General features: G+C 49.3%; 17 protein-coding genes. All 17 read left to right on the top strand.

Annotated features, from left to right (window positions below; all coding sequences use genetic code 11):
* Window positions 1-112 precede the first annotated feature (112 nt).
* The 17 genes from P2H89_RS31355 (at window position 113) to P2H89_RS31275 (ending at window position 16,596) form a co-directional block, all read left to right on the top strand.
* Window positions 113-958: an energy transducer TonB gene (locus tag P2H89_RS31355; protein WP_275834704.1), complete on the top strand. Its 846-nt coding sequence runs from the start codon at window positions 113-115 to the stop codon at window positions 956-958.
* 117 nt (window positions 959-1,075) lie between these two features.
* Window positions 1,076-1,327: a hypothetical protein gene (locus P2H89_RS31350; protein ID WP_275834702.1), complete on the top strand. Its 252-nt coding sequence runs from the start codon at window positions 1,076-1,078 to the stop codon at window positions 1,325-1,327.
* A 173-nt stretch (window positions 1,328-1,500) separates the two neighbouring features.
* Window positions 1,501-2,442: a substrate-binding domain-containing protein gene (locus P2H89_RS31345; RefSeq protein ID WP_275834700.1), complete on the top strand. Its 942-nt coding sequence runs from the start codon at window positions 1,501-1,503 to the stop codon at window positions 2,440-2,442.
* A gap of 56 nt (window positions 2,443-2,498) precedes the next feature.
* Window positions 2,499-4,181: a tetratricopeptide repeat protein gene (locus tag P2H89_RS31340; RefSeq protein WP_275834698.1), complete on the top strand. Its 1,683-nt coding sequence runs from the start codon at window positions 2,499-2,501 to the stop codon at window positions 4,179-4,181.
* A gap of 146 nt (window positions 4,182-4,327) precedes the next feature.
* Window positions 4,328-4,732 carry an NADH-quinone oxidoreductase subunit A gene (locus P2H89_RS31335; protein WP_275834696.1) on the top strand — a complete coding sequence of 135 codons (405 nt, stop codon included), beginning with the start codon at window positions 4,328-4,330 and terminating at the stop codon, window positions 4,730-4,732.
* A 157-nt stretch (window positions 4,733-4,889) separates the two neighbouring features.
* Window positions 4,890-5,468 carry an NADH-quinone oxidoreductase subunit B gene (locus tag P2H89_RS31330; RefSeq protein ID WP_275834694.1) on the top strand — a complete coding sequence of 193 codons (579 nt, stop codon included), beginning with the start codon at window positions 4,890-4,892 and terminating at the stop codon, window positions 5,466-5,468.
* Between the two features lie 14 nt (window positions 5,469-5,482).
* Window positions 5,483-6,001 carry an NADH-quinone oxidoreductase subunit C gene (locus P2H89_RS31325; protein ID WP_275834692.1) on the top strand — a complete coding sequence of 173 codons (519 nt, stop codon included), beginning with the start codon at window positions 5,483-5,485 and terminating at the stop codon, window positions 5,999-6,001.
* A gap of 69 nt (window positions 6,002-6,070) precedes the next feature.
* On the top strand, window positions 6,071-7,306 hold the full coding sequence (locus tag P2H89_RS31320) for an NADH-quinone oxidoreductase subunit D (protein ID WP_275834690.1): 1,236 nt from the start codon (window positions 6,071-6,073) through the stop codon (window positions 7,304-7,306).
* A 24-nt stretch (window positions 7,307-7,330) separates the two neighbouring features.
* Window positions 7,331-7,828, top strand: a complete 498-nt coding sequence (gene nuoE, locus P2H89_RS31315) for an NADH-quinone oxidoreductase subunit NuoE (RefSeq protein WP_275834688.1) — start codon at window positions 7,331-7,333, stop codon at window positions 7,826-7,828.
* A 31-nt stretch (window positions 7,829-7,859) separates the two neighbouring features.
* Entirely contained in the window at window positions 7,860-9,218 is a 1,359-nt protein-coding gene (gene nuoF, locus P2H89_RS31310; RefSeq protein WP_275834686.1) for an NADH-quinone oxidoreductase subunit NuoF, read from the top strand.
* Between the two features lie 42 nt (window positions 9,219-9,260).
* Window positions 9,261-10,340 carry a 2Fe-2S iron-sulfur cluster-binding protein gene (locus tag P2H89_RS31305; protein ID WP_275834684.1) on the top strand — a complete coding sequence of 360 codons (1,080 nt, stop codon included), beginning with the start codon at window positions 9,261-9,263 and terminating at the stop codon, window positions 10,338-10,340.
* A 98-nt stretch (window positions 10,341-10,438) separates the two neighbouring features.
* Window positions 10,439-11,500: an NADH-quinone oxidoreductase subunit NuoH gene (gene nuoH, locus P2H89_RS31300; protein WP_275834682.1), complete on the top strand. Its 1,062-nt coding sequence runs from the start codon at window positions 10,439-10,441 to the stop codon at window positions 11,498-11,500.
* An 82-nt stretch (window positions 11,501-11,582) separates the two neighbouring features.
* A complete protein-coding gene (nuoI, locus tag P2H89_RS31295; RefSeq protein ID WP_275834680.1) occupies window positions 11,583-12,140 on the top strand; it encodes an NADH-quinone oxidoreductase subunit NuoI in 558 nt (185 codons plus the stop codon).
* Between the two features lie 17 nt (window positions 12,141-12,157).
* Window positions 12,158-12,661, top strand: a complete 504-nt coding sequence (locus P2H89_RS31290; protein WP_275834678.1) for an NADH-quinone oxidoreductase subunit J — start codon at window positions 12,158-12,160, stop codon at window positions 12,659-12,661.
* 31 nt (window positions 12,662-12,692) lie between these two features.
* Window positions 12,693-13,022, top strand: a complete 330-nt coding sequence (nuoK, locus tag P2H89_RS31285) for an NADH-quinone oxidoreductase subunit NuoK (RefSeq protein WP_119051903.1) — start codon at window positions 12,693-12,695, stop codon at window positions 13,020-13,022.
* Window positions 13,023-13,105: 83 nt separating this feature from the next.
* Window positions 13,106-15,025, top strand: a complete 1,920-nt coding sequence (nuoL, locus tag P2H89_RS31280) for an NADH-quinone oxidoreductase subunit L (protein ID WP_275834675.1) — start codon at window positions 13,106-13,108, stop codon at window positions 15,023-15,025.
* Between the two features lie 101 nt (window positions 15,026-15,126).
* Window positions 15,127-16,596 carry an NADH-quinone oxidoreductase subunit M gene (locus P2H89_RS31275; protein ID WP_275834674.1) on the top strand — a complete coding sequence of 490 codons (1,470 nt, stop codon included), beginning with the start codon at window positions 15,127-15,129 and terminating at the stop codon, window positions 16,594-16,596.
* Window positions 16,597-16,603: the final 7 nt, after the last annotated feature.

Below are 16,603 nucleotides of genomic sequence, written 5' to 3'. Positions count from 1 at the left end.
TCCCCGCATCTTATAGGCAAGGACTTGCGCAAGTCATTCTGATCAATTCGTTACCAGCGATTATTCACGCACTGCGGTGGCCTGAGGCCGGCAGGGCTTTAAATCAACTGCGATGAAACCAGAAATGATTTTGCAATCGGACATGCTTGACATTTTGTTTGAAGGAAGAAACAAGGACTATGGAGCGTACAACCTTCGGAAGACGTACAACGATCGGGTGATCAAATCGTTATCGGCGATGCTCCTGCTGGTGGGGCTTTTTATCGGGGGGTATTACCTGGCCTCGGCCATGAAGCCGAAAACGCTTGCCGGTGACCCGCTTTTCAGCGATTCGGTCATGTTAAGAGTGATCCCCATACCGCCTCCCATCGAGGAGCCTAAACTGCCGAAGGCGCCCCAGGTAGCCCAAAAGGTGGCAACGATCAAAAACACGCCGCCGGTAATCGTACCGCCTGCCGAAGTAACCGATCCGCCGCCCACGATCCAGGAGCTGGAGAAGGAAACAGCGGCGATCAGCACGGTCAATGAGGCTTGTGAAGGCTGTGATGCGCCAGTCGGGCCGCAATCGCCACCCCCTGGGGCACAGCTCGGCGGCACTGGCACAGTAACGGTGGCTGCGCCGCCACCCCCGGAGCCCGAAAAGCCGTACCTATCTGCCGAAAAAATGCCCGAATTCCCTGGAGGTATGGATGGGCTCAGAAGGTTCTTAGGACGCCACCTAAGAGTGCCAGAGGAAATGCTGGAGGTTGGCCATAAGGTGAAGGTGCCCGTACGCTTCGTGGTGAACAAAGATGGCCAGTTATCGGGCGTGGAATTTTTAGCAGAAGCCGATGAGGCCTTTAAAAAAGAGATACTGCGGGTAGTGGCAAAAATGCCACGTTGGATACCCGGCTCGCAAAACGGTAAAAATGTAGCTGTATACTGCATGATCCCGATCCTTTTCGAGGTGCAGGAATAGCTATTATGGATATATGTTTATTAACTGGTGAGGGCCATTAATTTTTGGGTAAAATATTACCCGCGACTATCAATTGCAGGTTATTTCTTATCTTGCCCGAACCCATTAACATTTCGGATGGCAACAGAATCAGAAGACAAAAGAGCAGAAGATAAAAGGCAAAAAGCCTACGCAAACAGAAGGGCAATAATGGACTTTGGCATGGGATTGATCTATACCGCCATGGGCCTTTTCTTCCTGTTTTCCGATAAAATGGGCATCGAACTGGATTTTCCAGCCAAACCTTTCAACTACATATTTGCAGGGTTTTGTTTGTTGTATGGTGGGTTCAGAATTTACAGGGGCTATAAGAAAAACTATTTCCGGTAATCCGGAGATCCAGGAATTAAATCCAATCACCTAATCTGTAAATACCATTTCCGGTAAGGTATTTGAAAGATTCTACTTTCCGGCCAATATCCGGTCTATCGAATGATAGTCTATCGGGTACTATGCTGACTGTAGCGGTCCTTTTGAACACGGGAATAGAAAATCAATCAGGGATGAAACGCAACAGGATGATCAACAGGTTCAATAAGCTCTTTGCAGGATTTGTAGTGCTGAGCACTTTAATAATGGCAGGTTGTGGTGATGGAAAAGGACCGATCTATACCGATACACTGAATAGCGGTACCATCCACATCAGTGTGGATGAGGCCTTTAAGCCGGTGATTGACTCGCAGATCAAGGTATTTGAATCACAAAAGCCCAATGCCAAGATCATCGTTCACTATAAGCCCGAAGCTGAATGTCTTCGCGATCTGAACGAGGATAGCACCCGGCTGGTGATCGTGACCCGCGGCCTGAAAGATGATGAGGTAAAGACGCTGGCAGCAAAATTGTCCTTTCCTCCTACGTTCGGTTTGCTGGCCTACGATGCGATCGCGGTGATCGTCAACAACCAGGTAAGGGATACGCTTTTTACCATGGAGGACATTCGTGGTATGGCAAAAGGCATCAGCGGATACAAGTACAAAGTGCTGCTCGACGGGACTACGGCCACCAGCACAGTGCGTTACGTAGCCGATTCGTTACTCAAAGGTCAGCCAATGGGGGCGAATGTGGTAGCAGCCAATAGCAGCGAAGGGGTTATAGATTATGTTTCGAAGAACACCGATGCGATCGGTTTGATCGGCGTAAGCTGGATTGGTGACAAAGATGATTCGACCCAGCTTCGTTTTTTGCAGAAAGTGAAGATCGCTGAGATTCGATGTAACGGGTGTTCAACGACTTATGTAAAACCGGTGCAATACAACATAGCTGCCCACAAGTATCCGATGGTGAGACCGCTGTATTATATTTTAAAAGAAAATTATGAAGGCCTTGGCAGCGGGTTTAAGAATTTTCTCGTCAATGTGGATAAGGGGCAGAAGATCTTTTACCGATCGTACCTGCTGCCGGCGAGAAGTATGTTTGAGGTAAGACCAATGCAAATCACTGAATAAACAACCAAATAGGGAATTCCGTACATTTAACAACTCTAAAATCAGCAATCGAGAAGATGAAAAGATCATTCATTTTATTAGTAGCAACGGTTGTCACGGGAGGCAACATCCTTTTTGCCCAGAGTGTGGATCAGGGCAGAAAGTTTTTCTATTACGAGCGTTGGAAAAGTGCGCAGGAGACATTTGAAAAAGTGCTGGCCGCCAACCCCAACAATATCGATGCTGTGTACTGGTTAGGGCAAACCCTGCTGGAGTTGAAAGACTCTGTAGGCGCCAAGAATCTGTATCAGAAATCGCTGACGCAGAATGGCAATGCACCTTTGTTACTGGCCGGAATGGGGCAGATCGAATTGATGGAAGGTAAAGCCAACGATGCACGCCAACATTTTGAAACGGCACTTACGCTTACCAAGGGTAAGGATATTGAAGTGTTCAATGCCGTAGGTCGCGCCAATGTAGAAGCAAGGTCGGGTGATGCCAATTACGCGATCGAAAAGCTAAACCTGGCAACGGCGGTGAAGAACTTTAAAGATCCCGAAACCTACCTGTTGACGGGTGATGCTCACCGCAAGCTCATCGATGGTGGTAACGCTGTACAATCTTATACCAAGGCACTGGGCCTCGATCCCAAACTGGCTGCTGCCAAGTACAAGATCGGCAAGGTGTACCTCACACAGGGCAACAAAGATTTCTTCCTGCCGGCTTTTGAAGAAGCGGTAGCATTGGATCCTGCGTATACGCCTGCTTATTACGAATTGTTCTACTACTGGTATTCCAGAGATGTGAACAAAGCAGCGCCCTACCTCGACAAGTACATTGCGAATGCCGATCAGGGTCCGGACATGGAATACCTGAAAACAGACTTTCTCTATTCATCCGGCAAAACCGCTGAGGCAAAAACCAAGGCAGAAAGCCTGATCGCTCAATATGGCGATAAGGTGAATCCCCGTATGTATCGTCTTGTTGCTTTTGCTGCCGATACACTGGGTGATGCACCTACTGCCAAGAAATCTATGGAAACCTTCCTGGTGAAAGCCAATGAGGAGTTTCCTGTACAAGCTACGGACTATGAAGAGCTGGCAAAGATCAACTCCAAGATCCCTGGCAACGAAGCAGAAGTGTTTGCGAACCTGATGAAAGCAGTGGACAAGGATACGGTTGTTGAGAACAAGACCAAGTACCTCAACAAAGCAGCTGCCATAGCGAAAGCTAAAGGCGACCGTAACCAGGAAGCCATTCTATTGGGTATCGCTTATCGGATGGATCCTAATCCTTCTCAACGCGACCTGTACAATTATGGTTTTGCACACTACCAGGCCAAGAACTACGATTCTACGATGGCTGTCTTTGGTATCTATAAGCAAAAATATCCCAATGAGATCTTCGGATATCTTTGGAGTGCGCGTGCGGCCAAGGATAAGGATACGACCATGGAGATTGGTATTGCAGCGGCAGAATATGGCCAGTTGCTCGAAAATGCAAAGCGTATCGATTCTGTGAAATACAAAGCCCAGGTGATGGAATCCCTGTTTTTCCTGGCTGGTTATCAGAATAATGTGAAGAAAGACAAGGATAGCGCGATCTATTACCTCTCTAAAGTACTGGAGATCGAGCCTGCCAACCCCACGGCTACTGAATATATGAAGTTGTTGAGCAAGCCCCGTCCTGCACAACCCGCTACCAAACCCAAGACCGGCGGCAACGCTGCAGGCTCGGGCAACAAGGCAAACGGCAAGTAACGAACGGTTAACATAAATCGTATTTACATAGTAAAACCCTGTTATTGTGATAACAGGGTTTTTTTTATTTTATTGAATTTGAAGTTTCAAAATTGGAAATTGCGGAGGCTGTATTACTTTTGCCCCTAAACAAAAACGGGTTTTTGATGATGTACCTGTTGCAAGTTTCGGCCGCTACCCAGAATCCGGACAGCTCCTTCTGGTATTTTGCCATCGGTCTGCAACTCCTTTTCGCGATCGTATTCGTTGGTGCCATGATGGGCGTTACCCACTGGCTGGGTCCTAAACGTAACACTGCCGACAAGCTGGAGAACTTTGCCTCCGGTATCAAAAGCCATGGCGATGCACGCCAACCAATGGCCATTAAGTACTTCCTCGTTGCTATTCTCTTCGTCCTGTTTGATGTGGAAGTGATCTTCTTCTATCCTTACGCCGTCAACTTCAGAGGGCTCGGCTGGGATGGATTCCTGGCTGTTCTCATGTTTATCGGATTTTTCCTTTGCGGGTTTATATATATAATTAAGAAAGGAGCGTTAACCTGGGAAGATTAAAAGCATATTAATCCTGTCAACCGGGATCAATAATGTTACTTTGATCTTTGTTTTATCCTGTGATAATGAATGCTGTCCATAGGGAACCTATGCTGCAGCCATTTGTTATAATAGGGTAGGAGCGAAACCTGGGTTATTCACTCAAATCAGAAATGTTATGCCACGTCCAGTTCAATATAATATCTACGGTAAAACCGACGTGAAGTTGGTGAAAGAAGGGCCCGAAGGTTATGGCGGCGAAGGATTCTTTGCTACCAGCCTCGAGCAGGTTGTTGGTTTGGCAAGAAAGAATTCCATCTGGCCGCTGCCGTTTGCGACCTCCTGCTGCGGTATCGAGTTCATGGCCACCATGGCCGCGCACTACGACCTGGCACGCTTCGGTGCTGAAAGGGTAGGGTTTTCTCCCCGCCAGTGCGACCTGCTGATGGTGATGGGTACCATTGCCAAAAAGATGGCGCCTGTTGTTAAACAGGTGTACCTGCAAATGGCAGAGCCCCGTTGGGTACTCGCCATGGGCGCCTGCGCTTCCAGCGGTGGCATCTTCGATACCTACAGTGTACTGCAGGGTATCGACCAGATCATCCCGGTGGATGTGTACATCCCCGGTTGCCCTCCGCGCCCCGAAGCTGTACTCGATGGTTTCATGCGCGTACAGGACCTGGTGGGTAAGGAAGAGCTGCGCAGAAGGAATAGCCCACGCTACAAGCAGTTGATGGAAAGTTATGGTATACAATAAGCTACAAGCTCAATATGGCACTGACCTACGAACATATTAAACAAAGACTGGTAGAAAAATTCGGCGAACAGGTTACAGGTTTCGAAGAACCGTATGGTATGCTCACCTTTGAAGCGCCAAAAGAGCTGAACCTGAAAGTATTGCAGTTCCTGTTCGACGATGCGGAGCTGCAATTCCGTTTTATGACCGATCTGCAGGCCGTTCACTATCCCGATAATTCCGGTCGTGAACTGGCGGTGGTTTACCACATGCACAACCTCAAAGACAACATACGCCTTCGTTTCAAGGTATATACCGACATTACCCGCCCCGATGTATTCAGCGCCACTGCCCTGTTTTCGGCAGCCAACTGGATGGAAAGAGAAACTTACGATTTCTTTGGGGTGAACTTTGTTGGCCATCCCAACCTGAAACGGGTACTCAATGTCGATGAAATGGACTACTTCCCCATGCGGAAAGAGTTTCCGCTGGAAGACCAGACCCGTATCGACAAAGACGATGAGATGTTTGGCAGAGGCGGATCGACCATTTAAAGTATTTACGGCTGCCTGTGCTAAAACGCAGTAGCAAAGCCGATTCACGTTTAAACTAACAAGACAGTAATGTCTGACGTAATACAACATTCAAATATCCGACTACCGGAAGGCTCTATTGAGAAGCAAACCACCACGTTGAACCTGGGGCCTACACACCCCGCTACGCACGGTGTTTTTCAAAATATCCTCGAACTGGATGGCGAGCGCATTATTTCGGCCGAGCAAACCGTGGGTTATATCCACCGCGCTTTCGAAAAACTGGCTGAACGCCGCCCCCTCTACCAGATCACTACACTCACCGACCGGTTGAACTATTGCTCTTCTCCGATCAACAATATGGGATGGCACCTGACCTGCGAGAAACTCCTGGGCGTTGCTACGCCCAAGCGTGTCGACTACATGCGGGTGATCGTGATGGAGCTGGCCCGTATTTCGGACCACCTGATCTGCAACTCCATCGTGGGGGTTGATAGTGGTGCCTATACCGGCTTCCTGTACGTGATGCAATACCGTGAGCTGATCTATGAGATCTATGAAGAGATCTGTGGATCGCGCCTCACTACCAATATGGGCCGCATCGGCGGTTTCGAAAGGAACTTCACGCCGACCGCCTGGGAGAAGCTCGAGAAATTCCTGCGTGAATATCCTGCTGTACTGAAGGAGTTCGAAAACCTCTTCACCCGCAACCGGATCTTCATGGAGCGCACCATCGGCGCCGGCCCCATCAGTGCCGACAGGGCATTGAACTATGGCTTTACCGGGCCCAACCTGCGTGCCGCCGGTGTCGATTACGACGTACGTATCCACACACCTTATAGCAGCTATGAGGACTTTGATTTTGAAATACCCGTAGGCTCTACCGGCGATTGTTACGATCGCTTCCTGGTACGTAACCAGGAGATGTGGCAGTCCCTGCGCATCATCGAACAGGCTTATCAGAAGATACAGCAATTCAAAGGAGCTGAAGCGGAGATCTATCATGCTGATGCTCCCGAATATTACCTGCCCGAGAAAAAGGATGTATACACGAAAATGGAAGCGCTCATCTGGCACTTCAAGATCGTGATGGGTGAAATCGATATTCCTAAAGGTGAAGTGTACTTCCCTGTAGAAGGTGGCAATGGTGAGCTGGGCTTTTACCTGATCAGCGATGGTGGCCGCACGCCATATCGCCTGCATTTCCGTCGCCCCTGCTTTATTTATTACCAGGCTTACGAGGAACTGACCAAAGGTTCGATGCTGAGCGATGCGATCATCGTGATGAGCAGCCTGAACCTGATTGCCGGAGAATTAGACGCTTAATTATTCAAATTTTCGAATCGTTATATGGCTTTTACAGAGGACAAACTAAAGAAAGTACAGGAGATCATTGCCCGTTATCCCGATGGCAAGCACAAGAGTGCTTTGATACCTGTATTGCACCTGGCGCAGGAAGAGCATGGCGGTTGGCTGAGCTCAGAAACGATGGACTATGTAGCCTCGTTGCTGAAGATCGAGCCCATCGAAGTGTATGAGGTGGCTACTTTCTATAGTATGTACAACCTGAAACCGGTAGGCCGCTACTTGTTTGAAGTATGCCAAACCGGCCCCTGTATGGTGAATGGCAGTGACCAGATCATTGACTATATCAAGGAAAAACTTGGTATCGGTGTGGGTGAAACCACCACCGATGGCCTGTTTACCCTTAAAACCGTGGAATGCCTTGGTGCCTGTGGCTACGCGCCGATGATGCAATTGGGCAAACATTATCGCGAGCACCTCACTAAGGAAAAAGTTGACCAGATCATCGAGGAGTGCCGCAGCAAGGCGACTTCATTAAACTGATCGGCAAATACAGACTAATTCAATTCAAGCAATGGGCAGAAAATTATTATTAGAAAAGGCACATGTACCGGGCATCCGCTCTTACGAAGTGTATCGCCGTGAAGGTGGTTACGCCAGCGTAGAGAAGGCGTTCAAGCATATGAGCCCCGATCTGGTGACAGAAGAGGTGAAGAAGAGTGGCCTGAGAGGTCGTGGTGGTGCAGGTTTCCCTACCGGTATGAAATGGAGCTTCCTGGCCAAGCCCGAAGGCGTACCCCGTTACCTCGTATGCAATGCCGATGAATCTGAACCAGGTACGTTCAAAGACCGCTACCTGATGGAATTCATCCCCCACCTGCTTATCGAAGGGTTGATCGTAGCATCATATGCCCTGGGATCCAACAGAACTTATATCTACATCCGCGGCGAATACGCCTGGATCGTCGACATACTGGAACAAGCTATTGCTGAAGCCAATGCCAACGGCTGGCTCGGCAAGAACATCATGGGTACTGGCTTCGACTGCCAGATCTATGTGCAGCGTGGCGCTGGCGCTTATATCTGCGGTGAAGAAACAGCGCTCATCGAGTCGCTGGAAGGCAAGCGCGGTAACCCCCGCATCAAGCCTCCTTTCCCTGCGGTGAAAGGTTTGTGGGATTGCCCTACGGTGGTGAACAACGTGGAAACGCTGGCTGCTGTAGTTCCCATCATCAACCTGGGTGGTGAAGAATATGCCAAGATCGGCATTGGCAAATCAACCGGCACCAAGCTCATCTCCGCCTGCGGCAACATCAACAAACCCGGCGTGTTCGAGATCGACATGACGATCTCTGTTGAAGAATTTATCTATAGCGAGGAATATTGTGGCGGTATCCCCAACGGGAAAAAGCTCAAAGCCTGCATTCCCGGTGGTTCATCCGTTCCCATCCTGCCCGCCAATTTGCTGTTCAAAACAGCTAAAGGCGATACACGCATCATGAACTACGAAAGCCTGTCGGACGGTGGTTTTGCTACCGGCACCATGATGGGTAGCGGTGGTTTCATCGTGCTCGACGAAGACCAGTGCGTAGTTCGTCACACGCTTACGTTGGCGCGTTTCTATCGTCATGAAAGCTGCGGTCAATGTTCACCCTGCCGGGAAGGAACCGGTTGGATGGAAAAGATCCTGAAGAACATCGAATACGGAAAAGGTAAGAAGAGCGATATCGATCTGCTGTGGGATATCCAACGCAAGATCGAGGGCAATACCATCTGTCCGCTGGGTGATGCAGCAGCATGGCCCGTGGCAGCTGCCATCCGTCACTTCCGTGACGAGTTCGAATGGCACGTGGACAACCCGGTAGAAAGCCAGAGCAGGAATTTCGGATTGGCCCATTATGCCGATCCACGTCCCGTACCGGTTACAGCGTAAGGAATACTGAACAGATCAATATAGCGGTTAAGCAATAATATTATGGCCGAAGAAAAGAAATTATTCAAGGTTACTATCGATAACATCACCATAGAGGTGGAGCCAGGAACGTCTATCCTGAATGCAGCGCGTATGATTGGCGGTGATGTTGCTCCCCCGGCAATGTGTTATTATAGTAAACTGAAAGGCAGCGGTGGTAAATGCCGTACCTGCCTGGTGGAAGTAGCCGCCGGCTCTACCGCCGACCCTCGTCCGATGCCTAAGCTGGTAGCCAGCTGCCGTACCAATGTCATGGACGGCATGGTGGTAAAGAACATCACCAGCGAACGTGTGATCGATGCGCGCAATGGTGTGGTGGAGTTCCTGCTCCTCAACCATCCGCTCGATTGTCCCATCTGCGACCAGGCCGGTGAGTGCCACCTGCAAGACCTCAGCTACGATCATGGCAAAGAAGGTACGCGTTATGAATTTAACCGCCGTACTTTCAAGAAGCACGATCTGGGGCCCTATATCCAGCTGCACATGACGCGTTGCATCCTTTGCTACCGTTGTGTATTCACTGCCGACCAGCTTACGAACAAACGTGTACACGGTGTACTCGATCGCGGCGACCATGCCGAGATCGCTACCTATATCGAAAAATCGCTCGACAACGACTTTATCGGCAACGTCATCGATGTTTGTCCGGTAGGTGCGCTTACTGATAAAACCTTCCGCTTCAAGAACCGGGTTTGGTTCCTGAAACCGGTTGATGCCCACCGTGATTGCCCCAAGTGTTCTGGTAAGGTGACCCTCTGGAACCGCGGTGATGAAGTGTTCCGCGTTACTGCCCGCAAAGATCAGTGGGGTGAAGTGGAAGACTGGATCTGTAACGAATGCCGTTTCGAAAAGAAATCAACGAACGACTGGGTGATCGAAGGCCCTACCAAGGTAAGCCGTCAGTCGGTGATCTCTCAAGGGCATTATGAAGGATTGAAGATGCCAAAGGAAACCCTCGTGGAGGTGCTTGATGGCCGCAAACCAAGGTTATTGATGGATATTCATGATGTGAGTGAGGTGAACAAGCCTACGGTCGATCTGTCAAAGATCGCCGGACCTGCTCATTCGGATGATTTTAAATAGTGGGAGCTGGGGGAATGGTCCCCGCATGCTTGAAATGTGTAGCGTGAAATTGTGATTGAATAGAATTTGTAAGCTTAGAAAAAGTAGACTCTTAAAATATGTATTCTACCTTATTAGCATTTGACTGGTTATTCGTGATCGAGAAACTGGTATTGATCGTAGGCATCGTTTCCATTTCGCTGGTAATAGCGATGTATGAAACCTGGGCCGAGCGTAAGGTAGCAGCTATTATGCAGGATCGTCGCGGTCCGATGCGGGCTGGCCCCATGGGCTTGCTGCAGCCCCTGGCCGATGGTCTGAAGCTGTTCATGAAAGAAGAGATCATTCCCAATACTTCCAACCGCATCCTCTTCATCCTGGGCCCCTGCCTGGCGATGCTGGCGGCGATGATGACCTCGGCTGTTATTCCGTGGGGAGGAAAGATCGATGTATTTGGAAGAGAAGTGAGTCTGCAGATTGCCGACATCAACATCGGTATCCTGTATGTATTTGCTGTAGTGAGTATGGGTGTATTCGGCATTATGATCGGCGGATGGGCTTCCAACAATAAGTTCTCGCTGATGGCTGCCCTGCGTGGCGCTTCCCAGGCGATCTCTTATGAATTGCCAATGGGCCTTTCCCTCATCGCTTTGCTGATGCTCACCGGTTCTCTGAAACTGAGCGTGATCGTGGGGCAACAACTGGATGGTGTTTGGAATGTCGTTTACCAGCCTTTGGGTTTCCTGATCTTCCTGATCTGTGCATTTGCCGAGTGTAACCGTACGCCTTTCGACTTACCCGAAGCCGAGAATGAGCTGAACTTTGGATATCACCAGGAGTATTCATCCATGAAACTTGGATTCTTCCTGTTTGCGGAATACATCAACATGTTCATTAGCAGCGCCATCATGGCTACCCTGTTCTTTGGCGGTTATGATATTCCGTTTGTGAACGATGCCCAGTTGACGGAGAAGGTTGGCCTTAACCTGATGGCCCTGTTCCAGGGTGGGGTGCTCTTTGCCAAGATTGCGGGTTTCATCTTCCTGTTCATGTGGGTGCGCTGGACGATCCCGCGTTTCCGCTACGACCAGCTGATGAACCTGGGCTGGAAGAAGCTGGTGCCTTTGGCTTTGATCAACATGATCGTAACAGCAGCAGTAGTACTGTGGCTGAAAAAATAAAGATGACGGAACTAGCGTCCACGCTGTAATTAGGATATTATTTGATTTCTTTGCAGTTGGTCCAAACACGTAATTAATTTGTATGCAAGCATTAACGAACAGAGCGAAACCGGTTGATCGTAAGCCCATGACCTTCGTGGAGCGGTTGTACCTCTGGAATATTTTCAAGGGTATGCTGATCACGTTCAAGCATATCTTTAAAAAGAAAGCTACTATCAATTACCCCGAACAGCAACGTCCTTTTAGCCCCGTGTTTCGTGGTTTGCACGTGTTGAACCGAGATGAGCAGGGCCGTGAGCGTTGTACTGCCTGTGGTCTCTGTGCCGTTGCCTGCCCCGCCGAAGCGATCACCATGGAAGCAGCCGAGCGTAAAGAAGGCGAAGAGAACCTGTACCGTGAAGAGAAATATGCTGCGAAGTATGAGATCAATATGCTGCGTTGTATTTTCTGTGGTTTGTGTGAAGAAGCCTGTCCGAAGGATGCGATCTATTTAAGTGAAACCTTTGCGCCGGCCAACTACCAGCGTAAGGGTTTAATATATGGAAAGCCAGACCTGCTGATACCCGATCCGGTGACCCAACCGGAAGAGTACAAGCAAGCGCTGGGTAACCGTGCAAACAAGCAACAACAGGCGAACTAAACCACTGCACCTTTCAAATGAGCATTTCCGAAATATTATTCTACTTTTTAAGTGTCATGGCACTTGGTAGTGCCTTGATGGTGATCATCAGTCGTAACCCCGTTCACAGCGTGCTGTGGCTGATCGTTACCTTTTTTGCTATTTCCGGACATTATATCATGATGAATGCCCAGTTCCTGGGTATCGTGAACCTGATCGTGTATGCAGGTGCCATCATGGTACTGTTCCTGTTCGTGATCATGTTGATGAACCTGAATGCCGAAACAGAACCCAAGAAGAACAAGTGGCTGAAGATGGCGGGCATCATTGCCGGCGGCTGTTTGCTGCTCGTGCTCGTAGCTGCGTTGAAAGATGCAGAAGTGAAGAGCTCGACCGTTCAACTGGTAGATGGCGAGATCGGCCTGATCAAACAACTAGGCCACGTGCTGTTCACAGAGTATGTAGTGCCTTTTGAGGTGAGCAGCGTATTGTTCCTGAGTGCTATGGTAGGCACCGTAGTAATTGGTAAAAAAGGCGATTAGTACACAATCAAGTTTTGATTTCTATTAGCATATGAATATAGAATATTACATCGTTCTGTCCATTGCGCTGTTCTGCATCGGTATCGCTGGTGTATTGACACGCCGTAATGCCATCATCATTTTTATGTGCATTGAGCTGATGCTGAATGCAGTGAACCTGCTGTTGGTAGCGTTTTCAAAAATGCACCACCTCAAGGGTGTGGCGGCCAATCCCAATGCGGGTATCGATGGACAGCTGTTTGTATTCTTTATCATGGTGGTGGCGGCTGCCGAAGTAAGTGTGGGCCTGGCCATTATCGTGATGATGTACCGGAATGTACATTCAGTAGACGTTAATTTCCTTAACCGGTTGAAACACTGAGATCAGAAATCAGTGGGAGGGAAGCAGCTTCGTTTGTATGATTGCTTTGCTTGCCACAGGCTTCAGACTACCAATTTGGCTTTATGAACAATGTTTTACAATTAGTGTGGTTAATTCCCTTGCTTCCATTGATCGGTTTCCTGATCAATGGCCTCTTACGTAAACAGCTTTCCAAGTCGCTTACCAGCATCCTAGGCAGCGGGGTGATCTTAGGATCATTTGTGGTGAGCCTGCTGATCTTCTTCCAGGTAAAGCAGGGCCATACGGCTGTCGTAAACCTGTTTGATTTTATCAGTGTCGGTAAGCTTTCGATACCCTTCTCTTTCCAGGTGGATCAGCTCTCTTCTATTTTCCTGCTGATCATTACCGGGGTGGGTTTTCTGATCCACGTGTATTCGGCTGCTTACATGCACGAGGAAGAGGGGCAGCATTATGCCCGCTATTTCGCTTACCTTAACCTGTTCGTGTTCTCGATGTTGCTGCTGGTACTCGGTTCCAACTACGTGATCATGTTCATCGGTTGGGAAGGCGTTGGTCTTTGCTCTTATTTACTCATTGGATATTGGTTTAAGAACATCGATTATACGAACGCAGCCAAGAAAGCCTTCGTGATGAACCGGATCGGTGACCTGGGCTTCCTGCTGGCGATCTTCTGGATCATTGGCAAGTTTGGTACTGTTTCTTATGGCAACCTGTTCGAGCAGGTGGCTGCCAACGCCAAGACACTCGAAGGAAGTGCCGCCATTGTTGGTATTACCTTATTGTTGTTCATTGGTGCTACCGGAAAGAGTGCCCAGATACCTTTATATACCTGGTTGCCCGATGCGATGGCTGGTCCCACCCCGGTATCGGCACTCATCCACGCCGCAACGATGGTAACCGCCGGTATTTACATGATTGCCCGTAGCAACATCCTGTACACGCTGGCGCCTTTCACCAATACGATTGTTGCGATCATTGGTTTGGCCACCGCGCTGTTCGCTGCTACCATTGCGATCAAACAAAACGATATCAAAAAAGTACTGGCTTATTCAACGGTGAGCCAGTTGGGTTATATGTTCCTGGGTTTGGGCGTTGGTGCGTATACCGGCGCTGTATTCCACGTAATGACACACGCGTTCTTCAAAGCCCTGTTGTTCCTTGGCGCCGGTTCCGTGATCCACGCCATGCACCATGAGCAGGATATCCGCCGCATGGGTGGTTTGAAGAAGTACCTGCCGATCACCCACCTTACCTTCCTCTTGGGTTGTATCGCGATCGCTGGTATTCCGCCGTTCTCCGGCTTTTTCTCTAAAGATGAAATTCTTGCGGCCGCTTACGCAGCCAATCCTGTATACTGGGTGATCGGTGTGATCACCGCCGGTATGACGGCCTTCTATATGTTCCGCCTGTACGCAACGACCTTCCTGGGTCAGTTCCGTGGGGCCGAACACCTGCATGGCCATCATCCGCATGAGAGCCCTGCAGCGATGACCATTCCCCTGATCGTGCTGGCTATACTTAGTGTGATCGGCGGTTGGGTCGGTATTCCCGAAGTATTGATGAAGGATGCCCACTCGCTGGAGCACTTCCTGGACCCCATCTTCGCAGCATCTTCCAAATTCGCTCATCCCCACCACCTCAGTCACAGTACTGAATACGGGCTGATGGGTGCTTCGGTGCTGCTGGCTGTGATCCTGATCTTCTTTGCGATTGGCCGTTACAGCAAACGCCCTGAACTGGGAGAACCTACCGGTTTTGGCAAAGTGCTGGCCAACAAATGGTATGTCGACGAACTGTACAATGCCATCATCGTGAAGCCGCTCAACTGGATCGGTAAGTTCCTGAACAATTTTGTAGAAAGGGACGTGATCGACTGGACGGTGAACGGGGTAGGAAAAGTGATCAGCTACAGCAGCCGCCAGGTGCGCCTGTTGCAGAGTGGCCAGGTAGGCAGCTATGTGTTGCTGATGGTACTCGGCATTCTGGCCTTCTTCGTGATCCAGTTCTTTGTAAAGAAATAAAGTGGTGAACGGGAGTGTGTGCAGGCAATGTGTAGTTTGTTTTCCCGCTAATGATAATCGAGGAGATCAGAAATTATAAATCAGAAATTTAGAAATCAGAAATGATACCTGTTTTACTAATCGTTGTCCCGTTGCTGAGTGGTTTGGCGGCCTTCTTCATCAAGCAGGAGAAAGCCGTGAAATCATGGGCATTGTTTTCTACGGTGATTACGCTCGTTGTTTCCCTTTTGGGCCTCACGGTGTTGAATAAAGCTGCCAACCTGCATGCCGATGCTGAATGGTTAACCGCCTTGGGCAGCCGATTCACGGTAGGAATGGACGGTATGGGACAGGTGCTTTGCCTGCTGACAGCCGTTGCGTTCCCGCTTATATTGGTGGCCACCTGGAACTCGAGCTATAAGAATGCGCATAATTTTTATGCCTTCATGCTGCTGTCTCAAACAGGTTTGATGGGGGTGTTCCTGGCTTATGATGCCCTCCTGTTCTACTTCTTCTGGGAGCTCGCGTTGATACCTGCTTATTTCCTGTGTTCGCAATGGGGCGGCGAAAAACGTATTGCAGTAACCTTCAAATTCTTCATTTATACATTTATCGGTTCATTGCTGATGCTGGTGGGTATCATTTACCTGTACCTGCATACGCCCGATCAATCTTTTGCGCTGGAATCGTTCTATAAGGCAACCCTCACTAACAAAGAGCAGGGATGGATATTCTGGTTATTCTTCATCGCCTTTGCGATCAAGATGCCGGTGTTTCCTTTCCATACCTGGCAGCCGGATACTTACGAGCAGTCGCCCACAGCCGTTACCATGGTACTGAGTGGTGTGATGGTGAAGATGGGCTTGTTTGGGGTGATCCGCTGGCTGGTGCCTGTATTGCCTTTGGCTACCTGGCTCAATGGTGATACTGTTGCCCTGCTGAGCGTGATCGGTATGATCTACGCTTCGCTGATCGCGATGCAGCAGGACGACTTGAAACGACTGATCGCTTATTCTTCTATAGCCCACATGGGCCTGATGTGTATGGCGATCTTCGTGACTTCGCCACAAGGTATGCAGGGGGTGATGATCCAGATGTTCAACCACGGTATCAACATCATCGGTATGTGGATCGTGGTGGAGCTGATCGAACGCCAGATGAAAACCCGCAAAATGTCGGAACTGGGTGGGTTGGCCCAACAGGCTCCCGGACTGGCTATTCTGCTCGTGATCGTGGCACTGGCCAATGTGGCCCTGCCGCTCACGAACGCATTCATTGGTGAGTTCCTGCTGTTTACCGGTGTATTTAACTCATCCGTTTCAAAAATGGGACCTGTATTCGCTGCCTGTGGTGGTATCACTATCATCCTGTCGGCTGTGTACACGTTGAACATGATACAAAAGGTGTTTTTTGGCAATACCAATACGCTTACCGGTACCATGAAAGACATCCGTTTCAATGAGCGCCTGGTATTGGGCGTACTGGTGATCGTGATTTTGGTGATTGGTGTTTACCCCAGGCCATTCCTGGAGCTTACACAAGGAACTGTAGACACGATCTTATCGAGAATGATAATTAAACATCCATCATAAGCGAAAG

The sequence above is a fragment of the Paraflavitalea sp. CAU 1676 genome (assembly GCF_029223285.1).
In the GTDB taxonomy this organism is placed as follows: domain Bacteria; phylum Bacteroidota; class Bacteroidia; order Chitinophagales; family Chitinophagaceae; genus Paraflavitalea.
Note: the sequence above shows the minus strand (reverse complement) of the source record. Positions and strands in the feature narration are given on the sequence as shown.

What these genes read in the sequence shown, in the direction of transcription:
- P2H89_RS31290 (WP_275834678.1), top strand. Translation starts at nt 12,158, where the DNA reads ATGAGCATTTCCGAAATATTATTCTACTTTTTAAGTGTCATGGCACTT.
- nuoL (WP_275834675.1), top strand. Translation starts at nt 13,106, where the DNA reads ATGAACAATGTTTTACAATTAGTGTGGTTAATTCCCTTGCTTCCATTG.
- nuoI (WP_275834680.1), top strand. Translation starts at nt 11,583, where the DNA reads ATGCAAGCATTAACGAACAGAGCGAAACCGGTTGATCGTAAGCCCATG.
- P2H89_RS31305 (WP_275834684.1), top strand. Translation starts at nt 9,261, where the DNA reads ATGGCCGAAGAAAAGAAATTATTCAAGGTTACTATCGATAACATCACC.
- P2H89_RS31345 (WP_275834700.1), top strand. Translation starts at nt 1,501, where the DNA reads ATGAAACGCAACAGGATGATCAACAGGTTCAATAAGCTCTTTGCAGGA.
- P2H89_RS31340 (WP_275834698.1), top strand. Translation starts at nt 2,499, where the DNA reads ATGAAAAGATCATTCATTTTATTAGTAGCAACGGTTGTCACGGGAGGC.
- P2H89_RS31335 (WP_275834696.1), top strand. Translation starts at nt 4,328, where the DNA reads ATGATGTACCTGTTGCAAGTTTCGGCCGCTACCCAGAATCCGGACAGC.
- P2H89_RS31275 (WP_275834674.1), top strand. Translation starts at nt 15,127, where the DNA reads ATGATACCTGTTTTACTAATCGTTGTCCCGTTGCTGAGTGGTTTGGCG.
- nuoK (WP_119051903.1), top strand. Translation starts at nt 12,693, where the DNA reads ATGAATATAGAATATTACATCGTTCTGTCCATTGCGCTGTTCTGCATC.
- nuoF (WP_275834686.1), top strand. Translation starts at nt 7,860, where the DNA reads ATGGGCAGAAAATTATTATTAGAAAAGGCACATGTACCGGGCATCCGC.
- nuoE (WP_275834688.1), top strand. Translation starts at nt 7,331, where the DNA reads ATGGCTTTTACAGAGGACAAACTAAAGAAAGTACAGGAGATCATTGCC.
- P2H89_RS31325 (WP_275834692.1), top strand. Translation starts at nt 5,483, where the DNA reads ATGGCACTGACCTACGAACATATTAAACAAAGACTGGTAGAAAAATTC.
- P2H89_RS31350 (WP_275834702.1), top strand. Translation starts at nt 1,076, where the DNA reads ATGGCAACAGAATCAGAAGACAAAAGAGCAGAAGATAAAAGGCAAAAA.
- P2H89_RS31320 (WP_275834690.1), top strand. Translation starts at nt 6,071, where the DNA reads ATGTCTGACGTAATACAACATTCAAATATCCGACTACCGGAAGGCTCT.
- P2H89_RS31355 (WP_275834704.1), top strand. Translation starts at nt 113, where the DNA reads ATGAAACCAGAAATGATTTTGCAATCGGACATGCTTGACATTTTGTTT.
- P2H89_RS31330 (WP_275834694.1), top strand. Translation starts at nt 4,890, where the DNA reads ATGCCACGTCCAGTTCAATATAATATCTACGGTAAAACCGACGTGAAG.
- nuoH (WP_275834682.1), top strand. Translation starts at nt 10,439, where the DNA reads ATGTATTCTACCTTATTAGCATTTGACTGGTTATTCGTGATCGAGAAA.